An 18,024-nucleotide genomic window follows, 5' to 3' on the forward strand; every position below is an offset into this window, starting at 1 on the left:
ATTTCCTCAACCGACCGGGCCAAACGGTGCCCAAGGTCCGGAAAGGATTTTTCATCGTAAGCCATGAACTAAGGTTAGGAATTGCATCCATTGAAATGAATCTTGGAGAAAAGGACGTGGCTACCACCATGAAGAGCCTGCAGGGTGTTGTTTTGTTTGTTTGCAGCCTGTTTCCGGTGCTCACCGCTGCCCAGGATCTGCCAAGTGTTCAGCTGGAAACCGTCTCTTCAGAAGACATCGTTCAGGAAGTGACCCTGAACGGTACGGTGAATGCCCTTCGGGTATCTGGCATGTCGGCGGCGGTTGCCGGCCTGCTGGATGAGGTTCGGGTGGAAACCGGTGATCGTGTTGCCCGGGGCGATGTGTTGGTCGAGCTGGATGACGAATTGGTCACCTGGGAGTTGGCTGCGGCAAGAGCCGAGGCAGAAGAGGCCCGTAGTCGCCTGGAGGAAGCCCGGCGTCGGCTGCGTGAGGCCAAATCCGTCGGCGCAGGCCGCAATATCGCGGCCACCGAAGTCAGTGCACGGGAAAGTGAAGTGGCCGCCAGCGAAGCGACCCTGGCTCGCCTGGAAGCCGCCCGACGCCAGGTGGAAGTCCGGGCCGGGCGCCACCGCGTGACCGCGCCCTTCGACGGTGTGGTCAGCCAGCGCTCCCGGGATCTCGGGGAATGGGTTACCCCCGGTGACCAGCTGCTGACCCTGGTGGATACCGACAACCTGCGACTGGATTTCCAGGTACCCCAGTCCTTCTACAAACGCATCGACGACAACAGCCGGCTGCTGGTGCAGGACGACCAGGCACTGAGCAGCGCCACCATCGATGTTCTGGTGCCGGTCAACGATCCCCAGTCCCGAACCTTTCTCCTCCGCGCCATCAAGCCCGAATCCGTGAAGCTACTTCCGGGGATGTCGGTTCAGGCGGTCTTGCGGGTCACTACCGGCGAACGTGGCCTGACGGTGTCCCGCGATGCTATCAACCGGTATCCCGAGGGGCGAACCACCGTGTGGATCGCCGAACCGGGGGATGAAGACACCTGGACCGTGAGCGAAAAGCGGGTGCGCCTTGGCACCGGCTTCGAGGGCCGGGTAGAGGTCACCAGTGGTCTTGAAGCGGACCAGCAGGTGGTGGTCCGTGGCAACGAGTCCCTGAGCGAGGGCATCAGCGTTCGCATTGCCGAACGGGAGAGCCGCTGATGTTTGCCGGCATTATCCGCCACGGCACTCTGGTCACCGTTATTGCCCTGATTGTCGCGATCCTTGGGGCTGCTGCAGCACTGCGGATTCCGGTCCAGATGATTCCGGATCTGGAAGTGCGGACGGTGACGGTGGAAACCAGCTGGCCAGGCGCCACGCCCCAGGATATCGAGAAGGACATCCTGATCGAGCAGGAACGGTTCCTGCGCAATGTTCCGAACCTGAGCCGGATGACCTCCACCGCCTCCAGTGGTGCCGCCGAGATTGAGCTGGAATTCCCGTTCGGGGTGGATATCACCGAGACCCTGATCCAGATTAATAATGCTCTGAGCCAGGTGCCGGATTATCCGAGGAACGTCGATGAGCCGCGCATAGTGGCGGCGTCGTTCTCCTCCAACGCATTCATGTATTTTCGCATCGCCACCCTGGAGGGTAACCCCCGGGAGCTGGACATCGAGCTGATGCGCGATTTTATCGAGGACCGCGTTCGGCCGAGGATGGAGAGCGTGCCGGGGGTTTCCGAGGTGACCGTCGGTGGCGGTGCCGACCGGCAAATGCAGGTTATCGTGGACGAAGCCGCCCTGGCCCAGCGTGGCCTGAGCCTGCTCGATCTGCGTGATGCCATTGTCAGCCGCAACCAGGACATTTCCGGCGGCGAGATTGATTCCGGCAAGCGCCGGTATCTGCTGCGCACGGTGGGGCGCTTTGATGATGTTGAGTCCCTGGAGCAGCTGGTGGTGCGCCGGCAGGGTGACAGCGTGGTGCGCCTGGGCGAAGTCGCACAGGTTCAGCAGGGTCACTCACGAATTCGGGAACTGTCAATCATCAACGGCCAGAGGGTGATCGGCCTGCAGGTGCGCCGTGAAAGCGGCTCCAACGTCATCGATATCAAGCGTGCCATGATGGACGAAGTCGCCGCCATCAACCGCGAAGTGCTGGAACCGGCGGGCATGACGCTGGGCCTGACCGCAGACGATGCCCGGTACGTGGAAGCCTCGGTTGCCAATGTGTGGACCAATCTGGGGATTGGTGCCGCCTTCGCAACCCTGGTGATGTTTCTGTTTCTGAGGTCCGGCCGGGCCACCTTTGCCGGCGTGGTGGGCATTCCCCTGTGTGCCATTGCGGCGTTTATCGGCCTGCTGATCACCGGTCGCACCATCAACGTGATTTCCCTGGCCGGTATCGCCTTCGCGATTGGCATGACGGTGGATAACAGCATTGTGGTGCTGGAGAACATCGAGCGACACCGCCGTTTAGGCCTGGACCGTTTCGAATCCGCGCTCAAGGGCGTGCGGGAAGTCTGGCCAGCGGTGCTGGCGTCCACCACCACGACAATTCTGGTTTTCCTGCCGATCCTGTTCATCGAGGAAGAGGCTGGGCAGCTATACTCCGACGTGGCGATAGCCATCTCCGCCGCCATCCTTGCCTCGATGCTGGTGGCAATCACCATCATACCCACCCTCTGTGCCCGGCTGGATTTCGGTCGCCGGGGCGTCACCACCGATGAATACGGCAACGAAACCTCGGGCCGCTGGAGCCGGGCTGCCATGGCGGCGGTGCATTGGCTGGTGAATGGCTCGGTGCGCCGGGTGCTGGTTATGGCGGCAACCGTCGGTTTCAGCCTCTGGGTGATTCTGGTGCTGACCCCGCCTGCGGAATACCTGCCCGAAGGTGAGGAACCCAAGACCTTTGCGGCCATGTCAGCGCCCCCGGGTTACAACCTGCAAGAGATGGAAGCCATTGCCCGACAGGTGGAAGATTACTTCCTGCCCCACGTGAACGCGGATGGCCAGGCCTATGCCGCTGGCGAAACCAGCGTGCCACCCATGGCCTATCTCAATATGCAGGTCACGCCAACCCGGATACGGATCATCGCCGAGACCCTGAACCCGCGGCATATCGAGGCTCTGATGGACGAGATCACCCGGTTCTACGAACAGTTCCCGGGTATGCGCGCCTTCGCGGCCAAGGGATCCATCATCTCCAGCAACGACGGCGGCACCCGCAGCATCAACCTGGACATCTCCGGCCCGGACCTGGTGTCGGTCTACAGCGCCGCCAATGCCGCTTACCAGCGGGCCGAGGAGATCTTCGACAATCCCCGTATCCAGAGCCAACCCTCCACGCTGTCTCTGGCACAGCCGCTGATCCAGATTATGCCTGACTGGGATCGTGCGGCTGAACTGGGTCTGGGAGCAGAAGGCATTGGCTTCACCGTGGCCTCTCTGACCGAGGGCAGCTACGTCGACGATTTCTTCCTGGACGACGAAAAGATCGATATCTACGTCTATGGCAGCGAGGGTCGCAACCCGTCGCTGGACAGCCTGCCGGATGTCATGGTGCATACCCCCCAGGGGGCGACCCTGCCCCTGTCCAGCCTCGCCACCATCGAGGAAACCGTGGATACCAGCATGGTCCGCCGGGTGGATGGTCGCCGCACCGTGACCCTGAACGTGATTCCCCCCGATGACGTGCCCCTGGAAGCCGGGGTTGCGCGGGTGCGCACAGAATTACTGCAGTCCATGCGCGACAGCGGCGCGTTGCCCGCGAATGTGGATGTGGATATCTCCGGCGCCAGCGACCAGCTGAACGCCACCCGTGAAGCGCTGACCGGCAATTTCATTATCGCCATTGCCATTGTCTACCTGCTGCTGGTGGCCATATTCGCCCACTGGGGATTCCCCCTGCTGATCATGACCGCGATCCCCCTGGGCGTGGCTGGCGGCATTGTAGGCCTGGCCCTGATGAACCTGGTGGGTGGCCTGTTGCCCATGATCGGCCTCCAGCCCCTGAGACAGCCCTTTGACATGATTACCATGCTGGGCTTCCTGATCCTGATGGGAACTGTGGTGAACAACCCGATCCTGGTGGTGGACCAGGCTCGACAGAACCTCCGCCAGAAGGGCGTTACCGTGGTGCAAGCCGTCACGGGCGCCGTCCAGACCCGGCTGCGCCCCATCGCCATGACCACCCTCACCACCATCTGCGGCCTCTCGCCTTTGGTGTTCCTGCCAGGCGAAGGCACGGAGCTTTACCGCGGTGTCGGTGCCATCGTCCTGTTCGGCCTGCTGGGGGCAGCGATCGTTACCGTGACCTTTCTGCCGTCACTAACCATCTTCGTTCTGGGCTGGCGGGAGCGTTGGCGTCGCTCCAGAGAGGTCTAGCCTTGGAGTATCGCCGTCACGCGCCATGGGAGGTCTTTCTTCCGGGGAAAAGCAACTCGCTTCGCTCAGACATCTTTTCCCCTGCACAAAGACCTCCCATACCACGCGCCGGCTCTTGCCGGCATTGTTCTGGGGTCAGGCAGCGACTGATTGGCGTTGATTTGCCCGGACTTCCAAACGGATCTGGTTGCCATCCAGCAACACCGGATAGGTTTTGACACGCACGGTATCGTCTTCCAGACAGACACCCGTACGCAGACTGAAATGTTGCTTGTACAACGGCGACGCCACCACCGGCTCCCCTTTCAGATCCCCGGTAATACCCCGGGCTAGCACATTCGAGCCGCTGAACGGATCTGTGTGACTGATGGCAAACAACGCCGGCAGCCGATGCGGCAGATAAAACACCGCCACCGGTCCGTCCTCAGTCCAGACCGCGATGCCGGATTCCGGGACCAGGTCTTCTACTGTGCAAACGGCTTCCCAACGAGTGCGTGGTTTCATTGTGTTTCTCCTATTCCTTCTGCGTTTATTTCAACTGTGCGTTACAAGCGATACCACGGAAGCTTGGTGAGCGAGGTGGTATGGGGGTGCTTTTCTGTCGGGAAAAAGATGTCTGAGCGAAGCGAGTTGTTTTTCCCAGAAGAAAAGCACCCCCATGGCGCCTTGCTCTTCACCAGAACCTAAAGGCTACGCAGACTCCAAAACAGGCCGACGCTGCCCCCGCTCAACCGTCCACTCCTGAACCGGATCGCTCTGCGAAGGCGCATTCACAAACTCCCGGAAGCGCTTCCGCTTCTCCGGATCCTCGACGGCCGTCTTCCACTCGCACTGGTAGGTCCCAACAATCCCCTCCATGTGCTCCTCCAGCTCCGCGCCAATGCCCAGGCTGTCCTCCAGCACCACCTGCTTCAGGTACTCCAGGCCGCCCTCCAGATTTTCCATCCAGACACTGGTGCGCTGCAGCCGGTCGGCCGTGCGTACATAGAACATCACCACCCGGTCGATGGTTCGGATCAGCTCCTCGTCAGACAGGTCCGTGGCAAACAGATCGGCGTGGCGGGGCCGCATGCCACCGTTGCCGCAGACATACAGGTTCCAGCCGTTCTCCGTGGCAATCACACCAAAGTCCTTGCTCTGGGCTTCGGCGCATTCCCGGGTACAGCCGGAGACTGCCATCTTCACCTTGTGGGGAGCTCGCAGCCCTTTGTAGCGGTCCTCAAGGCGAATCGCCATGCCCACGCTGTCCTGAACGCCGTAGCGACACCAGGTATTGCCAACGCAGGACTTCACGGTACGCAGTGACTTGCCATAGGCATGGCCGGTCTCGAACCCGGCGGCAATCAGTTTTTCCCAGATCTCCGGCAACTGGCTCAGGGTGGCACCGAACAGGTCCACGCGCTGGCCACCGGTGATCTTGGTGTACAGATCGTATTGCTTCGCCACCTCACCCAGCACAATCAACTTGTCCGGGGTGATCTCGCCGCCGGGAATGCGCGGCACGATCGAGTAGGTGCCGTTCTTCTGCATGTTGGCCATGAAGGTGTCGTTGGTGTCCTGAAGCGGCACGTGGTCGGTGGCCAGGATGTGCTCGTTCCAGCAGGTGGCCAGAATCGAGGCCACGGCCGGTTTGCAGATGTCGCAGCCGTGCCCCTTGCCGTGCTGACTGATCAGGGTGCGGAAGGTGCGGATGCCGTTCACCTTCACCAGGTGGAACAACTCCTGGCGACTGTACGGGAAGTGCTCGCACAGATCCTTGCTGACCTCCACGCCGCGTTTCTCCAGCTCGCTGTCCACTACGTTCTTGAGCAGGGCGGTGCAGCCGCCACAGCCGGTGCTGGCCTTGGTTTCGGCCTTGACGCTGCCAAGGTCCGAGCAGCCGGCATCAATGGCGCCGCAGATATCGCCCTTGGTGACGTTGTGGCAGGAGCAGATCGAAGCGGTTTCCGGGAGGGCATCGGGGCCCAGGGCCGGTGCCCCGCCCTGGCTCTCCGGCAGGATCAGCGTTTCCGGATTCTCCGGCAGGGTGATGCCATTGAGGGCGTATTGCAGCAGAGTGTCGTAGTGGCTGTTGTCGCCCACCAGAATGGCGCCCAGCAGGGTCTTGCCATCCTCGCTGATCACCATTCGTCGATAGTGGCCTGCCTGTTCATCGTTGAAGCGGATGTTGCGGGCGCCCGGGGTCTGGGCATGGGCGTCGCCGATGGAACCCACGTCCACGCCCAGCAATTTGAGCTTGGTGCTCATGTCGGCGCCGGTGAAGGCCGTGTCACGATCACCGTTCAGGGCGGCAGACAAAGTGCGGGCCATGGTGTAGCCGGGGGCCACCAGGCCGAAAATTTTCTGTTCCCAGAGTGCGCACTCGCCAATGGCGTGCACATGGGGGTCCGAAGTGGTGCAGTGGTTGTCGATCACGATGCCGCCGCGCTCGCCGATCTCCAGGCCGCTGGCCCGGGCCAGGGCGTCCTGGGGCCGAATGCCGGCGGAGAAGACGATCAGGTCTGTCTCGAGGAAGGATTCGTCGCTGAAATTCATGCGCAGACGGGCATCCTCGCCCTCGGTGATCGCTGTGGTCGCCTTCTCGGTGTGTACCTGAACGCCCAGCTCCTCAATCTTGTGGCGCAGCAGGGCGCCGCCATCGGCATCCAGCTGAACCGGCATCAGCCGGGGCGCAAATTCCACCACGTGGGCCTCCAGTCCCAGGCTCTTGAGCGCATTGGCAGCTTCAAGACCCAGCAGGCCGCCGCCTACCACCACGCCTGTGCGGGCACCCTCCGAGCTGGCGCGAATGGCATCCAGGTCATCCAGGGTCCGGTAAACCAGGCAGTGCGGGCGATCATTGCCCTTGATGGGGGGCACAAACGGATAGGAGCCGGTGGCCAGCACCAGTTCGTCGTACTGGTAGCTGCCACGGGGCGTTTCCAGGGTGCGATGTTCCCGGTTGATGCCGGTTACCTGTTCGTTCAGGTGCAGTTGAATGCCCTGCTCGGTGTACCACTCCAGCGTGCCCATGGCGAGATCGGCATGGCTGGAGCCGCCGAAATACTCGGACAGGTGGACTCGGTCATAGGCCAGCTGTTTTTCCTCGCCGAATACGATGATCTCGAAATTGGCAGCGGCCGGGCTGGCGCAGAATTGTTCCAGGAAGTGATGGCCGACCATGCCGTTGCCGACGACTATCAGGGTTTTCTTGCTCATGGGTCTGTCCTCTTTCCGGAGCGGCTCATGCCGCCGCCTCGCAGTAGTTCTTGCCGAATGCAATGAAGTCCCGGTAGCGGGAAATATCGTCCTTCTGCTGAATTCGCTGGCTGTACCAGGGGCCGTCCCGGGTGTCGCCCAGCAGTACGGCGCCGGTCAGGCGCTGATTGCGGATCAGCAGCCGGCAATAGTGGTTCTGTTCGTGGTCCTGCCAGACCACGGATTCGGTGTCCCCGTCGGGGCTGATCTGTCCGCAGGAGAAAATCGGAACCCCGCTGATCTTCAGGCGGGTTGGTGTATCCACCGGCCGATACTCGGCGTCCGGAGTGTTTCCGCTGAGTACGCCTGCAAGTACCTCGGCCTGCTGGTATCCGGGTTCCACCAGTCCGAAGGTGCTGTTGCCCAACTGACAGCACTCACCCAGCGCAGAGATTGCGGGGTCGCTGGTACGTAGCTGTCCGTTCACCAGAATGCCGCGATCGCACTCCAGACCGGCGGTCCTGGCAAGCTCGGTAGCGGGCGTGATGCCCGTGGCGAACAGCACCAGATCGGTGCTGATCAGGGTTTCGTCATCCAGCTGGACTGCCCGGACCATGGATCGCCCGAGCAGGGCTTTGGGAGCCGTTCCGGTGCGAATATTTACGCCCCGCTCTTCCATGTGCTGTTGCAGGAGCTGACCCCCGATTCTGTCCAACTGACGGTTCAGAAGATGGCCGCTGCGGTGCAGCAGGGTGACGGCCATACCACGCTGGCGGAGACCTTCAGCGGCTTCCAGGCCAAGAAAGCCTCCGCCGACGACCACCGCTCGCCGATGGCGGCCAGCAGACTCAATCAGGGTCCTGGTGTCTTCCAGGTCCCGGAAGGTCATGACACCCGGAAGGTCTTCGCCCGGTAGCCCCGGTTTTGCGGGCCGAGATCCGGTGGCCAGCACCAGATGGGTATAGGGTTGTACCCGACCGGATCCGGTGGTCACCGTTTGATCTTCCCGATTGATGGCGACTACCGGTTCTCCGTTGCAGACTTCAATGCCGTTGTTCCGAAACCACTCGTCCTGCTGCAACGCCAGAGAGTCTTCGTTTGTTTCGCCGGCGAGCAACAGCGAGAGTTGTATCCGGTTGTAGGCAGCGGAACCTTCACCGTTGAACACGATGATGCGGGTAAACGGTCTGACTCGCCCACGGCAGAGAGCTTCCAGCAGGCGTTGCGAAACCATGCCGTGCCCGCAGATCACCAGTGTCGATTCAGTGTTTCCTGTCATTTCGCTCGAACCCGTACTTTTCGACCAAACAAAAAAAGCCGGAGCATCTATTCCCGAGGGGAAATCGATGGTCCGGCGCCAATGCCAACAACAATGATCTGATGGTCCGGCCTGATCCTTGGCCGGGACGTTCGTCCTTACCAATTGCAAAGCGATCTTCGTGCCAGTTCTTCGAACCTATAAAAATCATACGGTTAGCGTTTTTCAGGGTTGCTATCACCTGTACGAACACTTGAAAACTGCCCTGCGACGGGGCGGATTGCACGGTTTTGGGCCAGATGCGGTGGCGCGGTAATTGCTGCGCACTGGCAGGAGGTTGGTTACGCGAGTGACTGATCTGACCGTGATTGTCGCATTAGAGGCTGTCTGCCTCCGGAGTCTGTTATGAACACCAAACGTGCCGCCGCCTATAAATCGCCATCCGCGGGCGACTACCTGATTGCCTCGAAAAGCTGTGAGTTGATGAACCTCCAGTACTTCTTGCAGATGGGCAAACTGGTCCAGTGCATCAGCAATCTGGTACATGCACTGCAGTGCGAGCGGGGCGCGTCTAACGTGTTTCTTGGTTCTTCCGGCGAAAAGTTTGCCCAGGAGCGAAAACACCTGGTTGCGACGTCGGATCGGCTCCGTTCGGAGTTCGAGCAGGCCCTTGCCGAGATTCACCAGGAACTGACGGCGCATCCTGTCAGTAGCCGCCTGCTTAACCAGCTTGCGAGCGCCCTTCACGGCCTTGAGGGCCTGCCGGAACTGCGACGGTGTGTGGTGGCCCGGAAAGTAACTGCGGCCTCTGCCACCGAGGATTACAGTGCCCTGATCCACAACCTGATTGCGGTGGTGTTTGAGGCTGCCGATACCGCGGTTGACCCCACCATAGCAGGGCTTCTGGTGGCCATGGTGCACCTGATGAACGGCAAAGAATTCTGTGGACAGGAGCGGGCTGTGGGTTCGGCGGGTTTTTCCAGTGGCCGGTTTGATCGTGCACTGTCAGAGCGCATGGCGCACCTGATTGAGGCGCAGGAACGCTGTTTCGAGGTGTTTAACAGCTTTGCCGATGAGGGTTCCCTGGACCTGTGGGAAAAACTGCGCGAAAACCCCCGTGAGTCGGAAATTGAAAACCTCCGCCAGCGGGGCACTGCCATTGGTCGTTATAAAGACCTGGACCCGGCCCTGGCCGATGAATGGTTCAGGCTCATGTCTGAGCGGATGGATGAACTCAAAAAGATAGAGGATTCCGTGGAGGGCTGTTTTCACGCCCGTTGCACCGAGCGTTTTGCCGATGCCAGAAACTCGCTGGCCCACCAGGAAACCCTGATTACTTCCCTGGATGCCCAGGAACCGGCGTCTCAACCCATGTTGGTGCTGTGCGATTCCGGAAACGAACAACAGGCCGGTGAGTCCTGGGCCAGCGATGGTATTGGTCAGCAGTTTGGCCGCTCCATCTTCGATCTGGTCCAGGAGCAGACCCGGCGCCTGCAACAGATGACCGATGAACTGCAGAGTGCCAGGGAAGCTCTGGAAGACCGCAAAACCCAGGAAAAAGCCGTGCTGCTGCTGATGGAACATCGCAGGATCAGCAACGACGAGGCTCACCGGGTATTAAGGAAACTGGCCATGGACCAGGGCCGGAAGTTGCCCGAGGTAGCCCGGGCCCTGGTGTCCATGGCGGATGTGCTGAAGTAACCGAAACGTATCACGCCCTGGCGGCCCGGGCCTTCGGTTGCTCACCCTCGGAGGCTTCCGGCTTTCCCGAACGACGTGGCGAGATGTGCTCCAGCTTGCGCTGTTTCTCGTACAGGAAGCGCAAGACCTCCTGCCGGTAATGCACGTATTCCGGGTTATCGGCCAGAGTCACCCGGTTGCGCGGCCGGGGCAGGTCAATGTAGAGATCCTCGCCCACGGTGGCCTCGGGCCCGTTGGTCATCATGATGATCCGGTCTGACAGCAACACCGCCTCGTCCACATCGTGGGTGATCATGATTACCGTGTTGTTCAACTCCTGCTGAATCTCCATCAACGAGTCCTGTAAGTGGGCCCGCGTCAGTGCATCCAGCGCGCCGAACGGCTCGTCCATCAGCAGAACACTGGGTTTCATGGCCAGGGCACGGGCAATCCCCACCCGCTGGGCCATACCACCCGATACCTCACCCGGCCGCTTGTCCGCCGCATGGGCCATATTAACCAGTTCCAGATTGTGATGAATCCAGTCGCGTCGCTCCTGCTTGCCCATGGATTTTCGAAACACCTGCTGCACTGCCAGCTCGACATTTTCGTACACCGTCAGCCAGGGCATCAGCGCATGGTTCTGAAACACCACCGCCCGCTCCGGCCCCGGCGAATTCACCTCATGGCCATCCAGCACACAGCCACCCTTGGTGGCCTGAAGCAGGCCAGCCACAATGTTCAGGACTGTGGACTTGCCACAACCGGAGTGGCCAATCAGGGAAACAAACTCGCCCTTCTGTATCTTCAGATTAATGTTGTCCAGGGCCACAAACGGCCCCTTCAGCGTATCAAACGCCATCTCGACACCAGTCAGTTCCAAATGTGTTTTACTCATGGAAGTCACCTCTCAATCATGCGGAGCACCGGGCAGGGGATGCCTCCCGGGACCCTCAAAAACATGGATGTTTTTGCGGAGCGTACATGGATGTATTCACCGCGTGTCCCGGGAGGCATCCCCTGCCCGGTGCGGCATACTCCAAACCAGGGCTCATTCGTTCCAGGCAACCCGGCGCTGAATCAAAAGCATCACCCGATCCAGCACAAACCCGATAAACCCGATAGCCAGAACCGCCACCATGATCCTGCTGAGGGACTGGCTGCTGCCGTTCTGGAATTCATCCCATACGAACTTGCCCAACCCCGGGCTCTGGGCCAGCATCTCGGCCGCGATCAGCACCATCCAGGCAATGCCCAGCGACACCCGAAGGCCGGTGAAAATCATCGGCACCGAAGAAGGCAGAACCACCTTGCGGACATGGGTCCAGAACGACAGCCGCAGCACCCGGGAGACATTCAGCAGATCCGGATTGACCGCGGCCACACCGACACTGGTATTGATCAGTGTGGGCCAAAGACTGCACAGGGTGACCGTGATCATGGAGGTCAGGAACGACTTCTCGAACATTGGGTCATCGCTCACGTAGGTTGCTGAGACCACCATGGTCACCAGCGGCAACCAGGCCAGCGGTGACACCGGCTTGAAAACCTGGATCAGCGGGTTGACCGCCGCCTGGAAGTGCCGGTTCAGGCCAACCACGATGCCCAGGGGCACGGCGATAGCGGTCGCCACGATGAATCCGGCCAGGACCGTAACCAGACTGGTCAGGATCTGGTCGGGAAAGGTGGGGGCACCGGGGTAATTCCGGATCCTGACCTCAGCCTCGGGGTTGTCCGCCAGAATCCGGGCGTTCCGCTCTTCCTGCATGGCAATGAACTTGTCGGCACGCTCGCGTTGGTTGACGTGCTCCTGCCAGAGTTGCCCCGATTGTTCCCAGACTTGGGCCGGACCCGGGAAGCTGCCCAGGGAGGTCTCCACCTGCGGTGCAGCCAGATGCCAGAAACCGACAAATACCAGAATACCTATCAATGGCAGCAACATCTGGCGCCCGGTGGCGGCGAGCTGGCCGGGTGTCAGCGACTCACCGAGGGACTTGAGTCTCTGGGCCAGCCAGCGCGGCGGCTGGGGGGTGTGTTTGGCCGAAGTGATCGTAGTCATGGTTATCAAACCTCCTTGCAAACCCGGTTACGGGGTTTGCGTACCTTTCAGGCCGATGTCGAAACTGTCGATATAGGCGTTGGGTGTTCGGGGGGTGAAGGCGATACCGTCAATCAGCTCGCCCTGTTGCGGGCGCTGAAAGTTCTCGGCATCGAAGTCCGGAAAATCGGAGGCCTTCAGCGTGCCGTCGGCAATCAGTGAACGGGCCGCCTGCTGGTAGATGTCGGCCCGGTAAACCCTGGCTGCGGTTTCCATATACCAGTCGTCCGGCTTGGCCTCGGGGATCTGGCCCCAGCGGCGCATCTGGGTGAGATACCAGATGGCATCGGACGGATACGGGTAGGTGGCGTGATACCGGAAGAAGACATTGAAATCCGGGACCTCGCGGACGTCACCTTTTTCATACTCGAAGGTACCGGTCATGGAGTTGGCAATCACCGCCTCATCGGCACCTACATAGCTGGGCCGGGCCAGAATTTTCACGGCCTCGTCCCGGTTGGCATTGTTGTTCTCATCGAGCCAGTGGGCGGCGCGAATCATCGCGCGAAGCAGGCGCAGGTGTGTGTTGGGGTAGTCTTCGGCCCACTGACGGGTCACGCCAAAGACCTTCTCCGGGTTGTTCGGCCAGATTTCATAATCGGTGATGACGGGAACGCCAATGCCCATGAAAACCGCCTGCTGGTTCCAGGGCTCGCCCACGCAGTAACCCTGTATAGTGCCCGCTTCCATAGTGGCCGGCATCTGCGGCGGTGGCGTCACTGACAGGTGCACGTCGGCTTCCAGAGTGCCGCTGGTGTCGCCGCGCTGGGGGGCGTAGTAGCCGGGGTTCAGTCCTCCGGCTGCCAGCCAGTAACGAAGCTCATAGTTATGGGTGGACACGGGAAACACCATGCCCATCCGGAACCGTTCGCCCCGATCCCGGGCCGCTTCCACCACGGGCAGAAGTGCACTGGCGCTGATCGGGTGCTCGGGCTTGCCGTCGGCATTATCGGGGATATGCTGGCTCATGGTGTCCCAGACATCATTGGAAACCGTTATGCCGTTACCGTTCAGGTCCATGCTGAAGGCCGTGATGATATCGGCCCGGGTGCCGTAGCCAATGGAGGCGCCGAGGGGCTGGCCGGCGAGCATATGGGCGCCATCCAGTTCTCCGGTAATCACCCGGTCCAGCAGGACCTTCCAGTTTGCTTGCGCTTCCAGTTCTACAAACAGGCCTTCGTCCATAAAGAAGCCCTGTTCCCAGGCAATCGCCAGGGGCGCCATATCGGTCAGCTTGATAAAGCCGAGCTTGAGGTCCGGCTTCTCGGCCGGACCAATTTCCGCGTGAGTCCCCGTGCTGACTGTCCAGAAGGTGGCTGTTAGCAGAATTCGAGTCAGCCAGCGGGCGGTTCTTCGTGTGAGCGTGTACATGGATATACCTCATTCTGTGTGGCCCAAACGCAAAAACGCCCGCTCTCCGTTGCCGGAAAGCAGGCGCCTGTGCCTGGGGATCAGTTTTCTGTTGAGTCGTAACGCGCGTCTCTGTTTGTGGTCTTGCACGGGCCGTGCCATATCGGATGGTCTCGATAAAACAACGAGTTAGGAGAGTTCTTCGAGGAGGCGGCAGGTATGGTGAGCGGGTATTCGTCTGGTTTTAGTGCGTGGTAGGGCAGGTTTGCACCACTTTGATACCGGATTTGATGGTTGGCCCGGAGCCTTGGCGCATTGATGCGGGGCTGAAATCCTCGAGGGCCGCCATAGTCGGTGCCTGGCAGACCCCGGAGCCGCTCTCGATCGGAATGGCCCTGTTATTGCAACCGGTTATGCGACTGTTCAAGACAACCTGATTCCATTGGCAAAGAAGCCCGCCCCTGATGCGCCTCCAAGGCATCCGGATTGGCGGGCTTTTTTTATGAAACTCGAGGAGGTGCTGTGACCGGTACCAACAAAAAACCGGCGACGGTTCAAACCACCTGCCCGTATTGCGGTGTGGGTTGTGGAGTGAGCGCAACGCCCTCTGCGACCCGCGGGGATGAGACACATCCGGCGAATCTGGGGCGCCTTTGCGTGAAGGGCTCTGCCTTACACGAAACGCTGACTCCTGATGGACGACTGTTGCGGCCTGTTGTTCACGGTCGTGAAAGTGCCTGGCCGCAGGCAGTGGCGGAAGTGGCCCGACGGATTCGTGAATCAGTGGCGCTTCATGGGCCCGAGTCTGTGGCCTTCTATCTCTCCGGTCAGTTATTGACGGAAGATTATTACGTGGCCAACAAACTGGCCAAGGGGTTTATCCGCACACCCAACGTGGATACCAATTCCCGCCTGTGCATGTCGTCCGCCGTCGCTGCCCATAAAAGGGCCTTTGGCGGGGATCTGGTTCCTGGCTGTTATGAAGACCTGGAACTGGCCAACCTGTTGGTGCTGGCGGGCAGCAATGCCGCCTGGGCGCATCCGGTGCTCTATCAGAGAATGCAGGCTTCGGCGCGACCCGGTCGTCGTGTGGTGGTGATTGATCCCCGTAAAACCGCGACCAGCGATCTGGCGGATCTGCATCTGGCCATCCGCCCCGGGACCGATACGGTGCTGTTCAATGGCTTACTGGTCTGGCTGGCCGACCAGCAGACTGTTGACCATGGTTACCTGGCTGATCATTGTGAGGGTTTCGACGCCAGCCTCAGCGCTGCCAGATCCGCGGCACCCTCTCCCGAAGCGGTGTCCAGGATCTGCGAGCTGCCGTTAGAAGATGTCATTACCTTTTACCGATGGTTCGCAGAAGAGCAGCGCACGGTGACGGCGTTCTCCCAGGGCATCAATCAGTCTTCGGCCGGCACCGATAAGGGCAACGCCATTATCAACTGCCATCTGGCCACAGGCCGGGTGGGCAAGCCCGGCGCGAGCCCCCTTTCCCTGACCGGCCAACCCAATGCCATGGGTGGCCGGGAAGTGGGAGGGCTGGCCAACACCCTTGCCGCCCATATGGATTACGACAGCCCGGGTGCCCGGGACCGCGTGGCCCGGTTCTGGGAGACCGAGGCGGTCCCAGATGGACCGGGCATGAAAGCCGTAGACCTGTTCGATGCGGTTGAGCGGGGTGATATCAAGGTGTTGTGGATCATGGCCACCAACCCTGCGGTCAGTTTGCCGGAGACCCATCGTATCCGGCGGGCCCTGGACCTGTGCCCGACTGTCATTGCGTCTGATTGCGTCAGGGACACTGACACCGCTCGCCATGCAGACATCCTGTTGCCGGCGGCGGGTTGGGGTGAGAAAGACGGCACGGTTACCAATTCCGAACGCTGCATTTCCCGTCAGCGGCGCTTTCTGCCGTTGCCCGGAGAGGCCCGGCCGGACTGGTGGATCGTCAGTGCGGTGGCCCGCGCGCTGGGACACCAGGCGGGCTTTGACTATGAACGGCCCGCGGACATTTTCCGGGAACATGCCCGGTTGTCGGGGTTCGAGAACGCCGGTCAGCGTTTCTTTGATATTTCCGGGCTGGCGGAGTTGAGCAATGAACAATACGAGTTGCTTGAGCCTGTCCAATGGCCGGTTACCGGGGCGGCGTCTGATTCCAGGCGACTGTTCACTGACGGTCGGTTTGCTACCGCCAATGGGCGCGCCCGCCTGATCCCGATTGCCTCTCGATTACCGGCCAGGAATCCGAATGAAGCGTTTCCGTTGATTGTGAATACGGGCCGTATCCGGGACCAGTGGCACACCATGACCCGGACAGCCCGGTCCAGCCGGTTGCTGGCCCATCGCCCCGAGCCGTTCATTGAGGTGCATCCCGAGGATATTCGGGCGCTTTCCCTCACCCCGGGGGCATTGGCAACACTGAAGAGTGCCCATGGGCACTTTGTCGGCCGGGTGCGCAGTGCGCCGGAGCAGCGGCGTGGTGAGGTGTTTGTGCCGATCCACTGGAACGATCAGTTCACCGGGCAGGGTCTGGCTACAGCGCTTACTGACAGCCTGGTGGACCCGATATCCGGGCAACCGGAGGCCAAGCACGGTCGTGCTACCCTCACCCACTGGCCTGCCCGTTGGTATGGACGTTTGCTGGTGCGACGGGATCGTCCGAAACGCTGGAAGGCAGACTACTGGGCCCAACAGGTTCTGCCCGATTGCGATAGCTGGATCGTTGCGGGGCAGTGCAACATGGATTGGAAAAGTGCTGTGCCAGACTGGCTCGGCGGCCAGCCGCAGCTGGTGATGGAAGACGTCCGCGAAGGCCGCTTCCGGGCGGCGCGGTTGCGCAATGGTCAGTTGGAGGCGGTACTCATGGTGGATCGTGACCCGTCTGCCTTGCCATCCGTGGACTGGCTGGTCAGCTGCTTTAGTCAGTCAGAGCTCGACGAGGCGAGCCGGCGCGGCCTGCTGGCGGCAAAGGCCGTCGATGGGGATGACGCCGGCAACCTGGTTTGCAGCTGCTTCCAGGTCGGGGACCGACAGATTCAGCAGGCGATTGGGCGGGGTGCCAACAGCGTCGATGCCCTCGGCCGTGAGCTCAAATGCGGCACCAACTGTGGGTCCTGTGTGCCGGAAATTCGGAGTCTCCTGGTTGCCGCTAGCGAGGCGGTGTAAGCGGGCTTAGCATCTGCACCGGAACCCTGTAACGCACCCCTTTCGAGTGCCCGATACCGTCCACGGTGCAGGTCTTTCGATTGACCCGGATAATCTGCCCGTGCAGTTCCCGCCGGCCGGCACCAAAGCGTACGGTATCGCCCACCTGCCAGTGGGCCATCTGTTGCCTTGTGTCCACAGGCTCGAAGGGCGTATCCGGTAGCGCCAGGCCCTGTTCCCTGGCCTCATCTGCCAGGGCCTTACGGGTCGCTTGCGCGGCCCCGTTCTCGTGCAACTCATCCAGAATGGTGTAGAAATGGCGGTTGTGCACAGAACCCCGATACCGCTGTCCGGCACTTTGCTGCAGGAGATGGGCAAACTCATGGCAGCAGGTGTGTGCCAACAGATTCAGAGTGCTCAGTTCCCCGCCAAAGTACCCCCGTTTCCGGATCTCCCGGCCCGACAACCAGCCGCTCGCCGTCTCCGGCTGGTGCTTGGCGGCAATCATGCGGACACCGTAGGTGATCAGGTGTTGCCGGTCTCGAGAATCGTAACGGTGATAGGTGGCCTGGCCGGACCCAACCCGGCAATGCAGGACGCTGCCCGGATTGCGTTCCCGGACCCACTGCTCTGCCGGTTGCCAGAGCCAGTCCCGGGTGACGGCGCACATGAGTTCGCCAAGGCTGATGGCGGTCTGGGTTGGTAGGGGCGCTTTCTGCAAACCTGGGTACCTGGCTACTTCACGGATGCGTAATACCAAACAAGCTTAACGTTCGAATTTACGGTTTGCTATGGTCTGGCTCGGCAATATTATGCGGTGGTACTGATTATCGACCTTGGGAAAGGTCCAGCGAAGCCGATACTTGAATGACCTATGCCATTCAGACAAACTGTCACCATATATAAATAAGTGGTGACGACTTGTCTGGCTCCGACTCCGCCCGATCTTCCAGGGCA

11 protein-coding genes are annotated in these 18,024 nt (G+C 60.8%); 4 read left to right on the forward strand and 7 right to left on the reverse strand.

Annotation, left to right across the window (positions count from 1 at the left end; genetic code table 11):
- Positions 1 to 95 precede the first annotated feature (95 nt).
- A complete protein-coding gene (locus ACO06L_RS14910) occupies positions 96 to 1,193 on the forward strand; it encodes an efflux RND transporter periplasmic adaptor subunit (RefSeq protein WP_227715687.1) in 1,098 nt (365 codons plus the stop codon).
- Positions 1,193 to 4,357: an efflux RND transporter permease subunit gene (locus ACO06L_RS14915; RefSeq protein WP_202346349.1), complete on the forward strand. Its 3,165-nt coding sequence runs from the start codon at positions 1,193 to 1,195 to the stop codon at positions 4,355 to 4,357. Before ACO06L_RS14910 ends, ACO06L_RS14915 begins: the two co-directional genes overlap by 1 nt.
- Positions 4,358 to 4,492: 135 nt before the next feature.
- Here ACO06L_RS14915 and nirD read toward each other — a convergent pair whose 3' ends face one another.
- From nirD to ACO06L_RS14930, 3 genes are all read right to left on the reverse strand, one after another.
- Positions 4,493 to 4,861, reverse strand: coding sequence for a nitrite reductase small subunit NirD (gene nirD, locus ACO06L_RS14920; protein ID WP_202346350.1), 369 nt, complete (start codon positions 4,859 to 4,861; stop codon positions 4,493 to 4,495).
- A gap of 186 nt (positions 4,862 to 5,047) precedes the next feature.
- On the reverse strand, positions 5,048 to 7,555 hold the full coding sequence (nirB, locus tag ACO06L_RS14925) for a nitrite reductase large subunit NirB (RefSeq protein ID WP_202346351.1): 2,508 nt from the start codon (positions 7,553 to 7,555) through the stop codon (positions 5,048 to 5,050).
- Between the two features lie 25 nt (positions 7,556 to 7,580).
- The gene (locus tag ACO06L_RS14930; RefSeq protein WP_202346352.1) at positions 7,581 to 8,813 is read right to left on the reverse strand and encodes an NAD(P)/FAD-dependent oxidoreductase; all 1,233 of its coding nucleotides are present in this window, start codon (positions 8,811 to 8,813) and stop codon (positions 7,581 to 7,583) included.
- A gap of 384 nt (positions 8,814 to 9,197) precedes the next feature.
- Here ACO06L_RS14930 and ACO06L_RS14935 point away from each other — a divergent pair, with 384 nt between their 5' ends.
- Positions 9,198 to 10,493: a nitrate- and nitrite sensing domain-containing protein gene (locus ACO06L_RS14935; protein ID WP_202346353.1), complete on the forward strand. Its 1,296-nt coding sequence runs from the start codon at positions 9,198 to 9,200 to the stop codon at positions 10,491 to 10,493.
- A 10-nt stretch (positions 10,494 to 10,503) separates the two neighbouring features.
- Here ACO06L_RS14935 and ACO06L_RS14940 read toward each other — a convergent pair whose 3' ends face one another.
- The 3 genes from ACO06L_RS14940 to ACO06L_RS14950 form a co-directional block, all read right to left on the reverse strand.
- A complete protein-coding gene (locus ACO06L_RS14940; RefSeq protein ID WP_202346354.1) occupies positions 10,504 to 11,370 on the reverse strand; it encodes an ABC transporter ATP-binding protein in 867 nt (288 codons plus the stop codon).
- Between the two features lie 153 nt (positions 11,371 to 11,523).
- Positions 11,524 to 12,531 carry an ABC transporter permease gene (locus ACO06L_RS14945; RefSeq protein WP_202346355.1) on the reverse strand — a complete coding sequence of 336 codons (1,008 nt, stop codon included), beginning with the start codon at positions 12,529 to 12,531 and terminating at the stop codon, positions 11,524 to 11,526.
- Between the two features lie 27 nt (positions 12,532 to 12,558).
- Positions 12,559 to 13,941, reverse strand: a complete 1,383-nt coding sequence (locus tag ACO06L_RS14950) for a CmpA/NrtA family ABC transporter substrate-binding protein (protein WP_202346356.1) — start codon at positions 13,939 to 13,941, stop codon at positions 12,559 to 12,561.
- 501 nt (positions 13,942 to 14,442) lie between these two features.
- Between ACO06L_RS14950 and ACO06L_RS14955 the strand changes: the two genes are divergently transcribed.
- Positions 14,443 to 17,088: a molybdopterin-dependent oxidoreductase gene (locus tag ACO06L_RS14955; protein WP_202346357.1), complete on the forward strand. Its 2,646-nt coding sequence runs from the start codon at positions 14,443 to 14,445 to the stop codon at positions 17,086 to 17,088.
- Here the strand turns inward: ACO06L_RS14955 and ACO06L_RS14960 are convergent.
- The gene (locus ACO06L_RS14960) at positions 17,072 to 17,737 is read right to left on the reverse strand and encodes a hypothetical protein (protein WP_064230066.1); all 666 of its coding nucleotides are present in this window, start codon (positions 17,735 to 17,737) and stop codon (positions 17,072 to 17,074) included. The two genes, ACO06L_RS14955 and ACO06L_RS14960, sit on opposite strands and share 17 nt — an antisense overlap.
- Positions 17,738 to 18,024: the final 287 nt, after the last annotated feature.

Origin of the sequence: Marinobacter sp. (genome assembly GCF_965229985.1) — a bacterium.
Lineage (GTDB): Bacteria > Pseudomonadota > Gammaproteobacteria > Pseudomonadales > Oleiphilaceae > Marinobacter.

Excerpts from the sequence above, each read along its gene's own strand:
- ACO06L_RS14910 (WP_227715687.1), top strand. The coding sequence starts at position 96 with ATGAATCTTGGAGAAAAGGACGTGGCTACCACCATGAAGAGCCTGCAG.
- ACO06L_RS14915 (WP_202346349.1), top strand. The coding sequence starts at position 1,193 with ATGTTTGCCGGCATTATCCGCCACGGCACTCTGGTCACCGTTATTGCC.
- nirD (WP_202346350.1), bottom strand. The coding sequence starts at position 4,861 with ATGAAACCACGCACTCGTTGGGAAGCCGTTTGCACAGTAGAAGACCTG.
- nirB (WP_202346351.1), bottom strand. The coding sequence starts at position 7,555 with ATGAGCAAGAAAACCCTGATAGTCGTCGGCAACGGCATGGTCGGCCAT.
- ACO06L_RS14930 (WP_202346352.1), bottom strand. The coding sequence starts at position 8,813 with ATGACAGGAAACACTGAATCGACACTGGTGATCTGCGGGCACGGCATG.
- ACO06L_RS14935 (WP_202346353.1), top strand. The coding sequence starts at position 9,198 with ATGAACACCAAACGTGCCGCCGCCTATAAATCGCCATCCGCGGGCGAC.
- ACO06L_RS14940 (WP_202346354.1), bottom strand. The coding sequence starts at position 11,370 with ATGAGTAAAACACATTTGGAACTGACTGGTGTCGAGATGGCGTTTGAT.
- ACO06L_RS14945 (WP_202346355.1), bottom strand. The coding sequence starts at position 12,531 with ATGACTACGATCACTTCGGCCAAACACACCCCCCAGCCGCCGCGCTGG.
- ACO06L_RS14950 (WP_202346356.1), bottom strand. The coding sequence starts at position 13,941 with ATGTACACGCTCACACGAAGAACCGCCCGCTGGCTGACTCGAATTCTG.
- ACO06L_RS14960 (WP_064230066.1), bottom strand. The coding sequence starts at position 17,737 with ATGTGCGCCGTCACCCGGGACTGGCTCTGGCAACCGGCAGAGCAGTGG.